General features: G+C 71.0%; 14 protein-coding genes. 6 read left to right on the forward strand and 8 right to left on the reverse strand.

Annotated features, from left to right (window positions below; all coding sequences use genetic code 11):
- Positions 1–33: 33 nt before the first annotated feature.
- The 5 genes from FGW37_RS24820 to FGW37_RS24840 form a co-directional block, all read right to left on the reverse strand.
- Positions 34–2,286: a bifunctional salicylyl-CoA 5-hydroxylase/oxidoreductase gene (locus tag FGW37_RS24820; RefSeq protein ID WP_179083064.1), complete on the reverse strand. Its 2,253-nt coding sequence runs from the start codon at positions 2,284–2,286 to the stop codon at positions 34–36.
- A complete protein-coding gene (locus FGW37_RS24825) occupies positions 2,283–3,110 on the reverse strand; it encodes an enoyl-CoA hydratase family protein (RefSeq protein WP_179083065.1) in 828 nt (275 codons plus the stop codon). The genes FGW37_RS24820 and FGW37_RS24825 overlap by 4 nt, the downstream gene beginning before the upstream one ends.
- A 145-nt stretch (positions 3,111–3,255) precedes the next feature.
- Positions 3,256–4,257, reverse strand: coding sequence for an ornithine carbamoyltransferase (gene argF, locus FGW37_RS24830; RefSeq protein WP_179083066.1), 1,002 nt, complete (start codon positions 4,255–4,257; stop codon positions 3,256–3,258).
- Positions 4,258–4,345: 88 nt separating this feature from the next.
- Positions 4,346–5,629 carry an arginine deiminase gene (locus FGW37_RS24835; protein ID WP_179083067.1) on the reverse strand — a complete coding sequence of 428 codons (1,284 nt, stop codon included), beginning with the start codon at positions 5,627–5,629 and terminating at the stop codon, positions 4,346–4,348.
- A gap of 127 nt (positions 5,630–5,756) precedes the next feature.
- Positions 5,757–7,286 (reverse strand): helix-turn-helix domain-containing protein, encoded by a 1,530-nt coding sequence (locus tag FGW37_RS24840; RefSeq protein ID WP_058042297.1) that lies wholly within the window; start codon positions 7,284–7,286, stop codon positions 5,757–5,759.
- 143 nt (positions 7,287–7,429) lie between these two features.
- Between FGW37_RS24840 and FGW37_RS24845 the strand changes: the two genes are divergently transcribed.
- The 3 genes from FGW37_RS24845 to acnA all read left to right on the forward strand — a co-directional run bounded on the left by FGW37_RS24845 (position 7,430) and on the right by acnA (position 11,778).
- Positions 7,430–7,786, forward strand: coding sequence for a GntR family transcriptional regulator (locus FGW37_RS24845; protein WP_179083068.1), 357 nt, complete (start codon positions 7,430–7,432; stop codon positions 7,784–7,786).
- Positions 7,787–7,948: 162 nt separating this feature from the next.
- Positions 7,949–8,845, forward strand: coding sequence for an alpha/beta fold hydrolase (locus tag FGW37_RS24850; RefSeq protein WP_179083069.1), 897 nt, complete (start codon positions 7,949–7,951; stop codon positions 8,843–8,845).
- A gap of 218 nt (positions 8,846–9,063) precedes the next feature.
- Complete coding sequence (gene acnA / locus FGW37_RS24855) at positions 9,064–11,778, forward strand: aconitate hydratase AcnA (RefSeq protein ID WP_179083070.1); 2,715 nt, start codon at positions 9,064–9,066, stop codon at positions 11,776–11,778.
- Positions 11,779–11,869: 91 nt separating this feature from the next.
- Here acnA and FGW37_RS24860 read toward each other — a convergent pair whose 3' ends face one another.
- A complete protein-coding gene (locus FGW37_RS24860; protein WP_179083071.1) occupies positions 11,870–12,337 on the reverse strand; it encodes a hypothetical protein in 468 nt (155 codons plus the stop codon).
- Between the two features lie 319 nt (positions 12,338–12,656).
- Between FGW37_RS24860 and FGW37_RS24865 the strand changes: the two genes are divergently transcribed.
- From FGW37_RS24865 to FGW37_RS24875, 3 genes are all read left to right on the forward strand, one after another.
- The gene (locus FGW37_RS24865) at positions 12,657–12,926 is read left to right on the forward strand and encodes a hypothetical protein (protein WP_179083072.1); all 270 of its coding nucleotides are present in this window, start codon (positions 12,657–12,659) and stop codon (positions 12,924–12,926) included.
- A gap of 39 nt (positions 12,927–12,965) precedes the next feature.
- On the forward strand, positions 12,966–13,310 hold the full coding sequence (locus FGW37_RS24870) for a hypothetical protein (RefSeq protein WP_179083073.1): 345 nt from the start codon (positions 12,966–12,968) through the stop codon (positions 13,308–13,310).
- A gap of 105 nt (positions 13,311–13,415) precedes the next feature.
- Positions 13,416–14,657 carry a zinc metalloprotease gene (locus FGW37_RS24875; protein WP_179083074.1) on the forward strand — a complete coding sequence of 414 codons (1,242 nt, stop codon included), beginning with the start codon at positions 13,416–13,418 and terminating at the stop codon, positions 14,655–14,657.
- A gap of 86 nt (positions 14,658–14,743) precedes the next feature.
- Here FGW37_RS24875 and FGW37_RS24880 read toward each other — a convergent pair whose 3' ends face one another.
- Both FGW37_RS24880 and FGW37_RS24885 read right to left on the reverse strand, forming a co-directional pair.
- A complete protein-coding gene (locus FGW37_RS24880) occupies positions 14,744–15,808 on the reverse strand; it encodes a cobalamin-independent methionine synthase II family protein (RefSeq protein ID WP_179083075.1) in 1,065 nt (354 codons plus the stop codon).
- 20 nt (positions 15,809–15,828) lie between these two features.
- Complete coding sequence (locus FGW37_RS24885) at positions 15,829–16,089, reverse strand: hypothetical protein (protein ID WP_179083076.1); 261 nt, start codon at positions 16,087–16,089, stop codon at positions 15,829–15,831.
- Positions 16,090–16,319 lie beyond the last annotated feature (230 nt).

The following is a 16,319-nucleotide window of genomic DNA, read 5'->3' on the forward strand; positions in this document are numbered from 1 at the left end:
CTGAGCCCGGACGCGATACGTGCCGGACAGCAGTCAGGCCCCGCGTCCTGTCGGTGGCCGCCGACTCCCCGCCCGGTACGGCGCCGGCCACGACACCCCCGGTCCCGCATACTCCTGTTCGGCCGCCGCGTGCAGCGTCCAGTGCGGGTCGTACAGGTGCGGGCGCCCGAGCGCGCAGAGGTCGGCGCGGCCCGCCAGGATCAGGGAGTTGACGTCGTCCCAGGAGGAGATGGCGCCCACCGCGATCACGGGGACCCCCGCCTCGTGACGGATGCGGTCGGCGAAGGGCGTCTGGTACGAGCGGCCGAAGGCGGGCCGCTCGTCGGCGACGACCTGGCCGGTGGAGACGTCGAGCGCGTCGGCCCCGTGGGCGGCGAAGGCGCGCGCGACGGCGACGGCGTCCTCCGCGGTGGTGCCGCCCTCGGCCCAGTCCGTGGCGGAGATCCGTACGGTCATGGGCCGGTCGGCGGGCCACACGGCCCGGACGGCGTCGAAGACCTCCAGGGGGTAGCGCAGCCGCCCGCCGAGGTCGCCTCCGTAGGCGTCGTCGCGGTGGTTGGTCAGCGGGGAGAGGAAGCCGGACAGCAGGTAGCCGTGGGCGCAGTGGAGTTCGAGGAGGTCGAATCCGGCGCGTGCGGCGGCCTCCGCGGACCGTACGAACTGCTCCCGTACGGCGCCCATTTCGGTGACCGACAGGGCGTGCGGGGTCTGGTTGACGCCGACCCGGTACGGCAGCGCCGAGGGGGCCACCAGCGGCCAGTTTCCCTCCGGGAGCGGCTGGTCGATGCCCTCCCACATGCGGCGCGTGGAGCCCTTGCGGCCCGCGTGCCCCAGCTGGAGGCCGATCGCCGTGCCGGGTGCCTGAGCGTGCACGAAGCCGGTGATGCGGCGCCACGCCCGCTCGTGCTCCGGGGTGTACATCCCCGAGCAGCCCGGCGTGATCCGGCCCTGTTCGCTCACGCAGACCATTTCGGCCATGACGAGCCCGGCTCCGCCGAGGGCGCGCGCGCCGAGGTGGACGAGGTGGAAGTCGCCGGGGGTGCCGTCGGCCGCGGAGTACATGTCCATGGGGGAGACGACGACCCGGTTGCGCAGGGTCAGGCCGCGCAGCCGGAAGGGGGTGAACATGGGGGGAGTGCCGGGTGCGACGCCGGCCTCGTCCTCGACGGAGGCGACGAAGTCCGCGTCGCGCAGGCGCAGGTTGGCGTGGGTGACGCGGCGGCTGCGGGTGAGGAGGTTGAAGGCGAACCGGCGCGGCGGCTGGTCCACGTGCACGGCGAGGTCCTCGAACCACTCCAGGCTGGCGCGGGCGGCGCGCTGGGTGGAGGCCACGGCCGGGCGCCGCTCGTCCTCGTAGACGGCGAGCGCCGCGGGCACGTCCGGGTGCCGCTCCAGGGCCTGCGCGAGGGCGAGGGCGTCTTCGACGGCGAGCTTGGTGCCGGAGCCGATGGAGAAGTGGGCGGTGTGGGCGGCGTCGCCGAGGAGGACCGTACGACCGTGGTGCCAGTGCTCGTTGACGACGGTGCGGAAGGCGGTCCAGGCGGAGCGGTTGGAGCGCAGGGGACGGCCGCCGAGGGCACCGGCGAAGTACTTGCCGCAGGCCTCCAGCGTGCCCTCCTCGTCGGCGCGGTCGAGGCCGGCGCGGCGCCAGACCTCCTCGCGCATCTCGACGACGACGGTACTGGCGTCGTGCCGGTACGGGTAGCCGTGGAGCTGCATCAGGCCGTGCTCGGTCTCGGCGATCTCGAAGCGGAAGGCGTCGAAGGCGAAGCCGGCGGAGAGCCAGATGTAGCGGCAGCGGTGGGTGGTGAGGGTGGGCCGGAAGCGGTCGGCACGGGTTTCGCGCGTGCGGCTGTGGACGCCGTCGGCGGCGATGACGAGGTCGTGGGTGCGGGCGAGCTCTTCGGCGGGCGGCGCCCCCGTGCGGAAGCGGAGGCGGACGCCGAGCCCGTGGCAGCGCTCGTGGAGGATCTCCAGGAGCCGGCGGCGGCCGAGGGCGGCGAAGCCGTGGCCCCCGGAGCGCAGCGAGGTGCCACGGTGGACGACGTCGATGTCGTCCCAGCGGACGAACTCGCGGCGCAGGGCGGCGTAGACCTGCGGGTCGGCGCTCTCGATGCCGCCGAGGGTCTCGTCGGAGAGGACCACGCCGAAGCCGAAGGTGTCGTCGGGGGCGTTGCGTTCCCAGAGGGTGACCTCGCGCTCCGGGACGAGACGTTTCAGCAGGGCCGCGGCGTAGAGGCCGCCCGGCCCGCCGCCGATGACGGCGACCCGCGCGGCGGCCGTCATCGCCCCCGCCACTCGGGGGGCCGCTTCTCGGTGAAGGCGGCGTGGAACTCGGCGTAGTCGGCGCTGTTCATGAGCAGGGCCTGGGTGGCGGCGTCGAGTTCGACGGCGGCCGCGAGGGGCATGTCGAGCTCGGCGGTGAGCAGGGCCTTGGTCTGGGCGTGGGCGAGGGCGGGCCCGTCGGCGAGGCGGCGGGCGAGTTCCTGTGCCGCCTCGCCCGCCCGCCCTTCGTCCGCCAGCCGGCTGATCAGGCCGATGCGTTCGGCCTCGGCGGCGCGCACGGGCTCGCCGAGCATCAGCAGCCGGGTGGCGTGCCCGAGGCCGACGACGCGGGGGAGCAGGTAGGCGGCGCCCATATCGCCGCCGGAGAGCCCGACCCGGGTGAAGAGGAACGCGAAGCGGGCGGTCGGGTCGGCGACACGGAAGTCGGCGGCGAGCGCGAGGACCGCCCCGGCGCCCGCGGCGACCCCGTGCACGGCGGCGACGACCGGGAAGGGGCACTCGCGCAGGGCCCGTACGGTCTGCCCGGTCATCCGGTTGAAGTCCAGGAGCTGCCCGGTGTCCATGGCCAGGGTCGCGCCGATGATCTCGTCGACGTCGCCGCCGGAGCAGAAGCCGCGGCCCTCGCCGCCGAGCACGAGGGCGCGCACGGAGCCGTCGCGGGCCAGCTCGGGCAGGAGGTCGCGCAGGTCGGCGTAGGCGCCGAAGGTGAGGGCGTTGAGCTTGTCGGGGCGGGCGAGGGTGACGGTCGCGACGCCTGCGTCGAGGGTGAGGCGCAGGTGCCGCCATTCCTCGGTACGGGACGCGGAGCCGGTGAACGGACTCATCGAGCGCGGCCTCCTTCAGCCGGGGGGCTGGTGCGTGCCTGCGCTGTGAAGTTATCACCGGTGCGTGACTGTCGTCACGAGTACGCGATAGATGGGGAGTTGCCCCGGGCGGACGGCGGCCGGCGGCCCGGGGTTGACCGCGGCGTCAGCCGGCGAGCGTCGCCACCAGCACCGCCTTGATCGTGTGCATCCGGTTCTCGGCCTGGTCGAAGACGACGGAGTGCTGCGACTCGAAGACCTCGTCGGTGACCTCCAGGGAGGTCAGCCCGTGCCGCTCGTGGATCTCGCGGGCGATCGAGGTCTCCAGGTCGTGGAACGCGGGCAGGCAGTGCAGGAACTTCACCGCCGGATTTCCCGTCGCGCGCAGCACGTCCATGGTGACGGCGTACGGCGCGAGCAGGGCGATGCGGGCGTCCCACACCTCCTTGGGCTCGCCCATCGACACCCACACGTCGGTGGCGACGAAGTCCGCGCCCTTCACGCCCTCGGCGACGTCCGGGGTGAGGGTGATCCGCGCCCCGCTCGCCTCGGCGAGCCGCCGCGCCATCGCGATGACGTCCGCGTCGGGCCACAGCTCCTCGGGGGCCACGATGCGCACGTCCATGCCGAGGAGCGCGCCGGTGACGAGGTAGGAGTTGCCCATGTTGTAGCGGGCGTCGCCGAGGTAGGCGAAGGAGACGTGGTCCAGGGACTTGGCGGTGTGCTCGGACATGGTGAGGACGTCGGCGAGCATCTGGGTGGGGTGCCACTCGTCCGTCAGGCCGTTGTAGACGGGCACTCCGGCGTGCGCGGCCAGCTCCTCCACGACGTCCTGGCCGTGGCCCCGGTACTCGACGGCGTCGAACATCCGGCCGAGCACGCGCGCGGTGTCCTTGACCGACTCCTTGTGCCCGATCTGGGAGCCCGCAGGGTCGAGGTAGGTCGTACGGGCCCCCTGGTCGCCCGCCGCGACCTCGAAGGCGCAGCGGGTGCGCGTCGAGGTCTTCTCGAAGACCAGGGCGATGTGCCGGCCGAGGAGCCGCTGCTCCTCGACGCCGGTCCGCCGCGCGGCCTTGAGCTCGGCCGCGAGCTCGACGAGGCTGTGGAACTCCTCGGCGGTGAAGTCCGTCTCCTTGAGGAAGTGACGGCCCTTGAGGTCTGTCGTCATGGGGATGGACTCCTAGCTGGCTCGGGCTCGCGGGGCTCACTACTGCGGAAAAATGGAATTCTATACATGCTTCCGCATTGCTATGCAATCAGATGTGCGAAGGGCCACCCGGGGCGGGAGACCCGGCGGGCGGCCCGGCGGGCGGCCCGGTCACCGGATCCCGCTCGATCGGACAGCTCATGCAGCGCGGCCCGCCCCGCCCCCGGCCCAGCTCGCTGCCCGGGATGGTGATCACTTCGATGCCGTTCTTGCGCAAGTGGGTGTTGGTCGTCACGTTGCGCTCGTAGGCCACCACCACGCCCGGCTCGATGGCCAGCACGTTGCAGCCGTCGTCCCACTGCTCCCGCTCCGCCGCGTGCACGTCCTGCGTCGCGGTCAGCACCCGCACCGAGTCCAGGCCGAGGGCCGCGGCGATCGCCCGGTGCATGTGCTCCGGCGGGTGGTCGGTGACCTTCAGCTCGCGCTCGCCCGCGCCCGGCTCGATCGTGTACGAGCGGAGCATCCCCAGCCCGGCGTACTGGGTGAAGGTGTCGCCGTCCACCATGGTCATCACGGTGTCCAGGTGCATGAACGCGCGCCGCTTGGGCATGTCCAGCGCCACGATCGTGCGGGCCGATCCGGCCGCGAAGAGCCGGTGGGCGAGCATCTCCACCGCCTGCGGGGTGGTCCGCTCGCTCATCCCGATCAGCACGGCGCCCTCGCCGATGACGAGCACGTCGCCGCCCTCGATCGTGGACGGGTAGGCGGCCTGGCCCTCGGACCAGACGTGGAAGCCGCCGTCCGAGAAGAGCGGGTGGTAGCGGTAGAGGGCCTCGTAGTGCACGGTCTCGTGCCAACGCGCGGGCCAGCGCATCGCGTTGACGCATACCCCGTCGTAGACCCAGGCGGAGGTGTCCCGGGTGAACAGGTGGTTGGGCAGCGGGTTGATCAGGAAGTCGTCCAGCTCCATGGCGTGGAAGCGCACGGAGACCGGCTCGCTCCAGCGCTCCAGGAACTCGCGCTTGGTCATCCCGCCGACCAGCCACTCGCCCAGCTCCGCCGCCGGCTGCCGGTCGAACGCGGCCCGCAGGTGGCCGGTGGCCAGCGGTCCGTACTCCTTCTCGTCGAAGACCCGGTCCAGCACCAGCGCCCGGGCCTCCGGCACCGTCAGGCTCTCCTCCAGCAGGTCCTGGAAGAAGTGCACCTCGACCCCGCGTTCGCGCAGCACGTCCGCGAAGCCGTCGTGCTCGGCGCGGGCCCGCCGCACCCACAGCACGTCGTCGAAGAGGAGAGCGTCCTTGTTGGAGGGCGTGAGCCGCTTCAGCTCCAGGCCGGGGCGGTGCAGTATGACGCGGCGCAGCCGCCCGGCCTCGGAATCGACATGGAATCCCATCCCCCCATCCTGTCCCGGATCACTCGTGATGACCCGGTTCACCACGGCGAAACGTCCACCGGCGGTTCGCCGCGGCCCGTGACGGGAGACGGGAGACGGGAGGGGGGGACGGGGCGGAGCCGCGGGATCAGATGTCGCGGAAGATCTCGATCTGGGCGCCGATCGAGTTGAGGCGCTCCGCCAGGTCCTCGTAACCGCGGTTGATGACATACACGTTGCGCAGGACGGACGTGCCCTCGGCGGCCATCATGGCCAGCAGGACGACCACGGCGGGGCGCAGGGCCGGCGGGCACATCATCTCCGCCGAGCGCCAGCGGGTCGGGCCCTCGACGAGGACGCGGTGCGGGTCGAGGAGCTTGACGTCCGCGCCGAGGCGGTTGAGGTCGGTGAGGTAGATGGCGCGGTTGTCGTAGACCCAGTCGTGGATGAGGGTCTGGCCCTGGGCGGCCGCGGCGATGGCGGCGAAGAAGGGCACGTTGTCGATGTTGAGGCCCGGGAACGGCATGGGGTGGATCTTGTCGATCGGGGCCCGGAGCTTGGAGGGGCGCACGGTCAGGTCCAGCAGGCGCGTGCGGCCGTTGTTCGCCGGGTACTCCGGGCTGCGCTCGTGGTCGAGGCCCATCTCCTCCAGGACCGCGAGCTCGATCTCCAGGAACTCCACCGGTACGCGCCGGATGGTCAGTTCGGACTCGGTGACCACGGCGGCGGCCAGCAGGCTCATGGCCTCCACCGGGTCCTCGGACGGGGCGTAGTCCACGTCGCGGTCGATGGTGGCGACGCCGTGCACGGTGAGGGTGGTCGTGCCGATGCCCTCGACGCGCACGCCGAGCTCCTCCAGGAAGAAGCACAGGTCCTGGACCATGTAGTTCGAACTGGCGTTCCGGATGACGGTCACGCCGTCGTGCCGGGCGGCCGCCAGGAGGGCGTTCTCGGTGACGGTGTCCCCGCGCTCGGTCAGCACAATCGCCCGGGTGGGTGCGACCGAACGGTCGACCTGTGCGTGGTACGTGCCGTCGGTCGCGGTGACCTCCAGGCCGAAGTGGCGCAGGGCCGTCATGTGCGGCTGCACGGTGCGGGTGCCGAGGTCGCAGCCGCCCGCGTACGGGATCTTGAAGTGGTCCATGCGGTGCAGCAGCGGGCCCAGGAACATGATGACGCTGCGCGTCCGGCGGGCGGCCTCGGTGTCCATGGCGGCCAGGTTGAGCTCCGCGGGCGGCACGATCTCCAGGTCATTGCCGTCGTTGATCCAGCGGGTCCGGACGCCGATGCTGCCCAGCACCTCCAGGATCCGGTAGACCTCCTCGATCCGGGCGACCCGGCGCAGGGTCGTGCGGCCGGCGTTGAGCAGGGTGGCGCAGAGCAGTGCGACACACGCGTTCTTGCTGGTCTTGACGTCGATGGAACCGGAGAGCCGACGTCCGCCGACCACCCTGAGGTGCATGGGCCCCGCGTAACCGAGGGAGACGATTTCGCTGTCCAGCGCCTCGCCGATCCTGGCGATCATATCAAGGCTGATGTTCTGATTTCCTCGCTCAATGCGGTTCACGGCGCTCTGGCTGGTACCGAGGGCCTCCGCGAGCTGCGACTGGGTCCAGCCTCGGTGCTGACGTGCATCGCGGATCAGCTTGCCGATGCGGGCGAGGTATGCGTCTGTCATGCCGTAGACGTTATCTCACATATGAGATTTCATCCGCATGGCGGTTCTGGCCATTGGTTGTTCTATTACGATGCGTACAACTCGGAGGTGCCACGGAGGTGCCATGACTGTGACCCCGCGCCCGGCGAACGGCGGCGGCTGACATGCTCTTCCGCCTCGACCACGGCTCCCCGGTGCCCCTCGGCGATCAGATCGCCGCCTCCGTGCGCGGCGCCATAGCCGACGCCGCCGTACGCCCGGGCGAGCGCCTCCCCGCCGCCCGCACCCTCGCCGACTCGCTCGGCGTCAACGTCCACACCGTCCTGCGCGGCTACCAGCAGCTGCGCGAGGAGGGCCTCATCGAACTCCGGCGGGGCCGCGGCGCGGTCGTCACGGCCGACCCGGCCGCCCCGGGCCGCGCCCGCCTGGCCGACGTCGTCCGCAGCCTCATCGCCGAAGCGCGGTCGCTGGGGTTGTCGGACGAAGAGGTGATGGACCTGGTGCGTACAGGGCTGGCTTGACGGGGTCGGAAGTCGGACGTGCCGAGGCCGAGTTCGAAGGGCTTGGGGTGGTGGACGGGGCCCCGAACGGGTGAGCCGCACCCGCCCGGAGTATCCGATCCGGCCCCTGCCATGATCGATCCCGCAGCGGCCGGGGGTGCCGCCGCAGGGGGAGGTCACCTCATGGGTGCGCAGGTCAGTTCCTTCGCCGATGACGCCGCGCGGGCGCGGATACTCGGCGCCTACGACGCGGCCATGGCCTTCTGGCCGGAGCCGCGCGGGCAGCAGGACGTCGCGACGTCCTTCGGGAGCACCCGCGTGCACACCTACGGCTCCGGCCCCGGCACCCCGGTCGTCCTGCTGCACGGCCAGAGCGCGACCCCCGCCGAATGGGCGCCGCACGTGGCCGCGCTCGGTGAGGGCCGTCCCGTGCTGGCCGTCGACCGGGTCGGCGAGCCGGGGTACAGCACGCAGAGCGCTCCCATCGCCACGGCGGAGGCCACCGCGAGCTGGCTCGAAGAGGTCCTTGCGGGTCTCGGTCTGGAGCGGGCGCACCTGGCCGGTCACTCGTACGGCGGCTGGGTCGCCCTCAATCACGCGGCCCGCAAGCCCGCCCGCGTGGCCTCGGTCACCGCCTACGATCCGCCCCGCGCCCTGGCGGCGCTGAAGCCGGGCTTCCTCCTCGGCGCGGTGGCCGCCATGCTCAGCGGCTCCGAGAAGTTCCAGCGCCGCTGGTTCACCGCGCTCATCGGTGACACGGGTGCGGACCCCGAGGAGGCCGAGGCGCAGACGCGCCTGTCGCTGGAGGCCATGCGCGGCTTCCGCGTGCGCCTGCTGCCGCCGCCGCGCATGAGCGACGAGGAACTGCGCTCCGTGACCGCCCCCGCTCTGATCCTGCTCGGCGGGGCGGACCGGGCCATGGACTCGGAGCGTGCCCGGGAGCGGGCAAGCCGCCTGATCCCGGATGTGCGGGCGGAGATCGTGCCCGGCGCCGGGCACGGCATTCCGGTGAAGGCGCTGAACAGCCGCGTGCCGGAGTTCTGGCGCGAGGTGGAGGCCGCGCCGGGCGGGCACGCCTGAGGAGGCGGGCACCGGTCGCGGAGGGTGCAGGCCCGCCAGGACATGACCGTTCCCCGGCGATGTACTAGAGTTATCTCGACATCGAGATATCTGCCGAGAGGCGTACCGCTGTCGCGCCAGTAAGGCATGCCTAACTAAGGCACACCTTATCGGATCGGCGGGACCGTGGGGCGGCAGGATGGCCGCAGTACGCGAATTCATGCATGAAGGAGACTGTCGTGTCGGCGAACAGCTTCGACGCCCGCAGCACGCTGCAGGTGGGCGACGAGTCGTACGAGATCTTCCGGCTGGACAAGGTCGAGGGCTCCGCACGCCTTCCCTACAGCCTGAAGGTGCTGCTGGAGAACCTGCTCCGCACGGAGGACGGCGCGAACATCACCGCCGACCACATCCGTGCGCTGGGCAACTGGGACTCGCAGGCCCAGCCCAGCCAGGAGATCCAGTTCACGCCGGCCCGCGTGATCATGCAGGACTTCACCGGCGTCCCCTGCGTCGTCGACCTCGCCACCATGCGCGAGGCCGTCAAGGAGCTCGGCGGCGACCCGGCGAAGATCAACCCGCTGGCCCCGGCCGAGCTGGTCATCGACCACTCCGTCATCGCCGACAAGTTCGGCACGAAGGACGCCTTCGGCCAGAACGTCGAGCTGGAGTACGGCCGCAACAAGGAGCGCTACCAGTTCCTGCGCTGGGGCCAGACCGCCTTCGACGAGTTCAAGGTCGTCCCCCCGGGCACCGGCATCGTCCACCAGGTGAACATCGAGCACCTGGCCCGCACGGTCATGGTCCGAGGCGGCCAGGCCTACCCCGACACCCTCGTCGGCACCGACTCGCACACCACCATGGTCAACGGCCTCGGCGTGCTCGGCTGGGGCGTCGGCGGCATCGAGGCCGAGGCCGCGATGCTCGGCCAGCCGGTCTCCATGCTCATCCCGCGCGTCGTCGGCTTCAAGCTGACCGGTGAGCTCCCGGCCGGCACCACCGCCACCGACCTCGTCCTCACGATCACCGAGATGCTGCGCAAGCACGGCGTCGTCGGCAAGTTCGTCGAGTTCTACGGCGAGGGCGTCGCCGCCACCTCGCTGGCCAACCGCGCCACCATCGGCAACATGTCGCCGGAGTTCGGCTCCACCGCCGCGATCTTCCCGATCGACGGCGAGACGCTGAAGTACCTCAAGCTCACCGGCCGCTCCGAGCAGCAGGTCGCGCTCGTCGAGGCGTACGCCAAGGAGCAGGGCCTGTGGCTGGACCCGGCCGCCGAGCCGGACTTCTCCGAGAAGCTGGAGCTGGACCTGTCGACGGTCGTCCCGTCGATCGCCGGCCCGAAGCGCCCGCAGGACCGCATCGTCCTCGCCGAGGCCAAGGCCCAGTTCGAGCGTGACGTCCTCAACTACGTCTCCACCGCCGACGAGGCGGGCGAGGAGTCCTTCCCGGCCTCCGACTCCCCGGCCGCGTCCAACGGCGTGCCGACCAACCCGGTCACCGTCACCGCCCCCGACGGCTCGACCTACCAGATCGACCACGGCGCCGTCACCGTCGCCGCGATCACCTCCTGCACCAACACCTCGAACCCCTACGTCATGGTCGCCGCGGCGCTCGTGGCCAAGAAGGCGGTCGAGAAGGGCCTGACCCGCAAGCCGTGGGTCAAGACCACCCTCGCCCCGGGCTCCAAGGTCGTCACCGACTACTTCGACAAGGCGGGCCTGACCCCCTACCTCGACAAGGTCGGCTTCAACCTCGTCGGCTACGGCTGCACCACCTGCATCGGCAACTCCGGCCCGCTGCCGGAGGAGGTCTCCAAGGCGGTCAACGACCACGACCTCGCGGTCACGTCCGTCCTGTCGGGCAACCGCAACTTCGAGGGTCGCATCAACCCCGACGTCAAGATGAACTACCTGGCCTCCCCGCCGCTGGTCGTCGCGTACGCCCTCGCGGGCTCCATGAAGGTGGACATCACCAAGGACGCCCTGGGCACCGACCAGGACGGCAACCCGGTCTACCTCAAGGACATCTGGCCGTCCGAGGCCGAGGTCAACGACGTCGTGGCCAACGCCATCGGCGAGGACATGTTCAACAAGTCCTACCAGGACGTCTTCGCGGGCGACGCCCAGTGGCAGGCGCTGCCGATCCCGACCGGCAACACCTTCGAGTGGGACGGCGAGTCCACCTACGTCCGTAAGCCCCCGTACTTCGAGGGCATGACGATGGAGACCACCCCGGTCACCGACATCGAGGGCGCCCGCGTCCTCGCCAAGCTCGGCGACTCGGTCACCACCGACCACATCTCCCCGGCCGGTGCCATCAAGGCCGACACCCCGGCCGGCAAGTACCTCACGGAGCACGGCGTCGAGCGTCGTGACTTCAACAGCTACGGCTCGCGCCGCGGCAACCACGAGGTCATGATCCGCGGTACGTTCGCCAACATCCGCCTGCGCAACCAGATCGCGCCGGGCACCGAGGGCGGCTTCACCCGCGACTTCACCAAGGCCGACGCGCCGGTGTCGTTCATCTACGACGCCTCGCGCAACTACATCGAGCAGGGCATCCCGCTGGTCGTCCTGGCCGGCAAGGAGTACGGCTCGGGCTCGTCCCGCGACTGGGCCGCCAAGGGCACCGCGCTCCTCGGCGTCAAGGCCGTCATCGCCGAGTCCTACGAGCGCATCCACCGCTCGAACCTCATCGGCATGGGCGTCCTGCCGCTGCAGTTCCCCGAGGGTGCCTCGGCCGAGTCGCTGGGCCTGACCGGCGAGGAGACCTTCACCTTCACCGGTGTGACCGAGCTCAACGAGGGCCGCACGCCCCGCACGGTCAAGGTCACCACCGACACGGGCGTGGAGTTCGACGCGGTCGTCCGCATCGACACCCCCGGTGAGGCCGACTACTACCGCAACGGCGGCATCATGCAGTACGTGCTGCGCTCGCTGATCCGCAAGTAAGCGGTTCCGGCAGCACAGCAGCGAGGGCCGCACCCCGTTCCGTACGGGGTGCGGCCCTCGCGCGTTCGGGCCGCCCTGCCGGGGCGGGTGGCTACGCGTCGATCGGGCGCAGGAAGTCCAGCGTCCAGATCTGGTGGAAGTCGGCCTTGTTGGGGGTGACGAGCTCGATCTGCTGACCGAAGTGCCCGGCCCTGAGCGCCAGCTGGTCCTTCTCGTCGACGATCTGGATGCCGCCGATGCCCGGCGCGAAGGTCCACTTCGTCAGCTGGTCACGGTTCACATTGTTGGCCCAGAGCTTCTGGGCGGCGACGACGAGCCCGGGGTTGGTCGCGCCGTCCTCGTCGAAGTCGTCGGCAAGGGTGATCACATAGGGGGAGCCCGGGACGGCCTCGGCCGGCTGGATCGTCCACTCCTGGAGGATCGGGGGATACAGCGGCCGGTCGGTGTTGACCGGGAGGCCGTGGTCGACGGCGTGCTCGCGAGCGGTGATCAGGGCCGGCGGGCCGATGATGTGGGCGTAGACACGGTAGATGCCGGGCTTGACCGGAATCGGAGGCATCGTCGCTTCCCTTCCCTGGCTCTGGGCGGCGGTGGGGTTACCACCGGTTGCGTGCTCCACGTTGACAGGAGCCGTGAGTCTGTCGAAAGGGCCGGAAGCCGCCAAGTCGAACAAGGCGGGAAGTAGGCGGTCATTCAAGCCAATTGACTCGTGCGAGCCCCTGCCCCGGCACGCGCGTTCGCCCCTCCACCCTCCCGGGGCAAATCCCAACACGACCGGGTGATCAGAGGATTGGCGAAGTGTCGGACATTCCGCTCCTGGTTAGTCTCCGGCGGGGATCGACGCCGGGACGATGTCGTCCCCTAGGGAGGGAACAACCATGGGATCCGCCGTCACCTTCGGGGAGCTCGAACGCCTTTCGGGCGAGGAGCTCCCCCCGCGGCTCGCGCTGTCGAGCGTGTTGTCGGCGGGGACCGACCAGCCGGTCTACCCGGCGATGGTGAAGACCGACCACGGCACGACGGTCGCCTACGCCTGCCAGTACCGGCAGAACGCGGGAAGTCCTCCGCTCCTCGTCTTCCTGGGACTCGCCTCCCAGGAGCCCGGCTATACGACGACGTGCATTCCCGCGGCCATCTCCACCCGTTGAGCACTGATCCGCAATCCGTAATCAGAGAAGGGGAATGGAATGGACAACGCCATCAGCTTCGAGGAACTCGACGGCGTCGCGGGCGAGCTGCTGCCCGAGCGCACGGTCATGGGCATCGTGGCCGCCCCGCTCGCGTACGGCCCCGCCGGGGACGGCGACGGCGGTGCCGGCGCCGGTGCCGGCAGCTCCAGCAGCAGCGCCGCGACGGCCTCGGGCGGCGGCGTGTACGCTCCGCCGGCCTCCGACCACGGCACCACCATGCTGTCGGCCTGCCAGTCCGTGGACCGGCAGCAGCCGGCCGGCCTGCTGAGCTCGCTCAGCCTGCACTCGCAGAACCCCGCCACCGGCATGCACTGCATCCCGGCGGCCGTCTCCAGCCACTGATCGCGTAGCGGCCCGCCGTACGCAGCGGGGAAGGGCCGGGCACGCCCGGTCCTTCCCCGCACTCCGTCCCCCCTCCTGCGAAGAGCCCCTCCACGGAGAGCGCCCATGACACTGCCCGCGCTGGTGGCCGGTACGGAACTGGTCGGCGAGTTCGAGGACTCCGGCTACCGCGAGCCGCCGCACCTGGTCTGCCGGCCCGACGGGCAGATCGTCCGGCTCCCCCCTCTGCTGTACCAGGTCGCGCGGGCGCTGGACGGCCGGCCCGTGGCGCGAGTGGCCGAGCAGGTCAGCCGGGCGACGGGGCGGCAGTTCACCGCGGACCACGTCGTCTACGTCATCGACAAGAAGCTCGCCCCGCTCGGCATCACGACCTACAGCGACGGCTCGCCGCCTCCGCCCGCGCAGAAGAGCGACCCGTTCCTCGCCTTCCGGTTCCGCCTGGCGGTGCTCCCGGAGCGCGCCACGTGGCTCCTGGCCGGGCTCTTCGCGTGGCTGTTCCGGCCCCTGCTGGTCCTGCTCGCCCTGGGCGCCTTCGCCTTCGGCGAGGTCTGGCTGTGGATGACCCAGGACACGGGTGCCGCGCTGCAGTCTGTGCTCTCCTCCCCGGCCGACGTCGTCCTCGTCGTCCTCCTGGCCGTCGTCTCCTGCGTGTTCCACGAGATGGGCCACGGGGCGGCCTGCCGCTACGGCGGTGTGCGGCCCGGTGCGATGGGCTGCGGCATCTATCTGGTGTGGCCCGCCTTCTACACCGACATCACCAGTTCGTACCGGCTCGGCCGGGCCGGGCGCATCCGCGCGGACCTGGGCGGCGTCTACTTCAACGCCCTGTTCGTGCTGGGCCTGCTGGCGCTGTACGAGGCGACCGGGAGCCCGCTCCTGCTGGTGGCGATCTTCTCCGTGCACGTGGAGATGGTCCAGCAGCTGCTGCCCACGCTGCGGTTCGACGGCTACTACATCGTGGCCGACCTCGTCGGGATCCCCGACCTGTTCAAGTACATCGCCCCGATCCTGAAGCGGGTCGTCCTCCGCCGCCCGGAGGACGAGCGCCTGAAGGCGCTGAAGCGGTGGCCGCAGATCGTGGTCGCGGCGTGGGTCCTGTTCCTGGTGCCCGCGCTCACGCTGCAGCTGGGCATGGTGCTGGCCAATCTGCCGCAGCTGCTCCGTACGGACTGGCACACCGTCAACCTGCTGATGGAGAACGCCGGCACGGCCGGCTATCCGGTCCTCGGCACGGTCGCGACGTGCCTGCAGATCGTCCTGCTCACGCTGCCGCTGGCCGGACTGGCGCTGGTGCTGGGGAGGCCTGTGCGCTCACTGGTCCGTGGTGTCAGGCGCCGGATGTCCTGATTGCTGACCAGAACGCCCGGGGCTGTTTCTCAGCCCCGGGCGTTTCAGTCGGCGATCAGGCACGTACCGGTGAGCCGCTCAACGGCTCAGCCGCTCAGCTCGCGGGCGGCCAGGGCGGTGCCTTCGATCCGGGCGTGGATCTTGGCGAAGGCGGTGTCGCGGGAGGTGGAGGTGTCGTCGGCGAAGGGGGAGAAGCCGCAGTCGTCGCAGGTGCCCAGACGGTCGACAGGCAGGTGGCGGGCAGCGGCCAGGACCCGGTCGCGGACCAGCTCGGGGGACTCGACGCCCGGGTCGATCGGGTCGGTGACCCCGACGAAGACGCGCGCGTCGCCGGGAAGGTGGTCGGCGAGCACGCCGAGGACCTTGTCCGGATCCGGCTCACCGGCCAGCTGGACGTAGAACGCCCCGGCCCTGAGCTGCAGCAGGGCGGGCAGGAGAGCCGCGTAGTCCACATCGAGACTGTGCGTGGAGTCCTGGTCGCCGCCCGGGCAGGTGTGCACTCCGATCCTGGCCCGCTCGGCGGCGGAGAAACGTTCCAGAACACGGTTGTTGAGCGCGACGAACTGCTCCAGCAGGCCCCCCGACGGGTCCAGCTTCAGCGAGAGGCGGGCCTCGGTGAAGTCGAGCTGGACGACATGCGCTCCGGCTTCCAGGCAGCCGCGGATGTCGGCCTCGGCCTCGGCAGTGAGATCGTCGAGGAAGGCTTCGCGGGGATACCCGTCGATGCCTGTCTGCGGGTAGAGCAGGCTGAGCGCCGAAGGGGCGATCACGGCCTGTTTGACGGGGACCGTCGCGTGCCGCAGGGCCGAGCGCAGGTAGCGGTCGGCGTGCACGGCATAGCGCAGCGGACCCGCCGTCAGACGCGGCAGCTGCCGCTGGTGCCCGTCGGCGAAGGGGATGATCGCCCCGTCGGGCGCCAGCCCGTCCGGCCCGCCCAGGGGGTACGTGGCGAAGCTGGGCTTGGCCTGCTCGCCGTCGGTGACGACCGGCGAGCCGATCTCCTCCAGGCGGTGGATGGTGTCGCGGACCGCCCGGTCCTGGGCGGTCGCGAGCTCGTCGTCGCCGATCCGGCCGGCCGCATGGTCCGCCATGGCCGCGAGGAGCTCGGCGGGCCGGGGGATGCTGCCGATGGGCTCGGTGGGGATCGTCACGGGGGTTACCGGGGGCCGGGTCATGGCTGGATCTTCAGCTGGGCCTGGCCGGTGTTCCATCGGAGGCCGGGGGAGAGGCACTCCGTGGGCAGCTGCTGCGGTAGTGCGAGGATCACGTCTCGCCGCGCCGCCTGCCCCTTTCCACGCCCCTCGACGACCCGGCCCGACAGCGTGACGTCGAGAACGCCGGCCGTACGGACGGTGGTGCCCCTGTCGTAGAGGATCAACGACTGCTCGCCGTCGTCATACTGCACGACTTCCCTGACGCGCGGGTTGCTCAAGCCGTTACAGGATCCCTCCGGCGAGATCCCGTCCAGGGAACCGGTGGCTTGTACGGTCCGGCCGGGTTCGACGGTGCACGTGTACCAGGCGTCCGTGTGGACGCGGGTACTGCGTGAAACGAGGGTCAGGGGCGGGTCGTACGCGCTGACGCTGGTGCCCTGACACAGGACACCCCCTCTGTGCCGCCCCTCGTGGGCCTGGCCCGCCGGTGCCCACCCCCATGCCGAGC

The sequence above is a fragment of the Streptomyces rectiverticillatus genome, from assembly GCF_013394065.1.
Lineage (GTDB): Bacteria > Actinomycetota > Actinomycetes > Streptomycetales > Streptomycetaceae > Streptomyces > Streptomyces rectiverticillatus.

Coding starts and splice junctions, on each gene's coding strand:
- FGW37_RS24820 (WP_179083064.1), bottom strand. CDS start 2,286: ATGACGGCCGCCGCGCGGGTCGCCGTCATCGGCGGCGGGCCGGGCGGC.
- argF (WP_179083066.1), bottom strand. CDS start 4,257: ATGACGACAGACCTCAAGGGCCGTCACTTCCTCAAGGAGACGGACTTC.
- FGW37_RS24870 (WP_179083073.1), top strand. CDS start 12,966: ATGGACAACGCCATCAGCTTCGAGGAACTCGACGGCGTCGCGGGCGAG.
- FGW37_RS24840 (WP_058042297.1), bottom strand. CDS start 7,286: ATGACAGACGCATACCTCGCCCGCATCGGCAAGCTGATCCGCGATGCA.
- FGW37_RS24845 (WP_179083068.1), top strand. CDS start 7,430: ATGCTCTTCCGCCTCGACCACGGCTCCCCGGTGCCCCTCGGCGATCAG.
- FGW37_RS24865 (WP_179083072.1), top strand. CDS start 12,657: ATGGGATCCGCCGTCACCTTCGGGGAGCTCGAACGCCTTTCGGGCGAG.
- FGW37_RS24875 (WP_179083074.1), top strand. CDS start 13,416: ATGACACTGCCCGCGCTGGTGGCCGGTACGGAACTGGTCGGCGAGTTC.
- FGW37_RS24835 (WP_179083067.1), bottom strand. CDS start 5,629: ATGGGATTCCATGTCGATTCCGAGGCCGGGCGGCTGCGCCGCGTCATA.
- FGW37_RS24850 (WP_179083069.1), top strand. CDS start 7,949: ATGGGTGCGCAGGTCAGTTCCTTCGCCGATGACGCCGCGCGGGCGCGG.
- FGW37_RS24860 (WP_179083071.1), bottom strand. CDS start 12,337: ATGCCTCCGATTCCGGTCAAGCCCGGCATCTACCGTGTCTACGCCCAC.
- FGW37_RS24825 (WP_179083065.1), bottom strand. CDS start 3,110: ATGAGTCCGTTCACCGGCTCCGCGTCCCGTACCGAGGAATGGCGGCAC.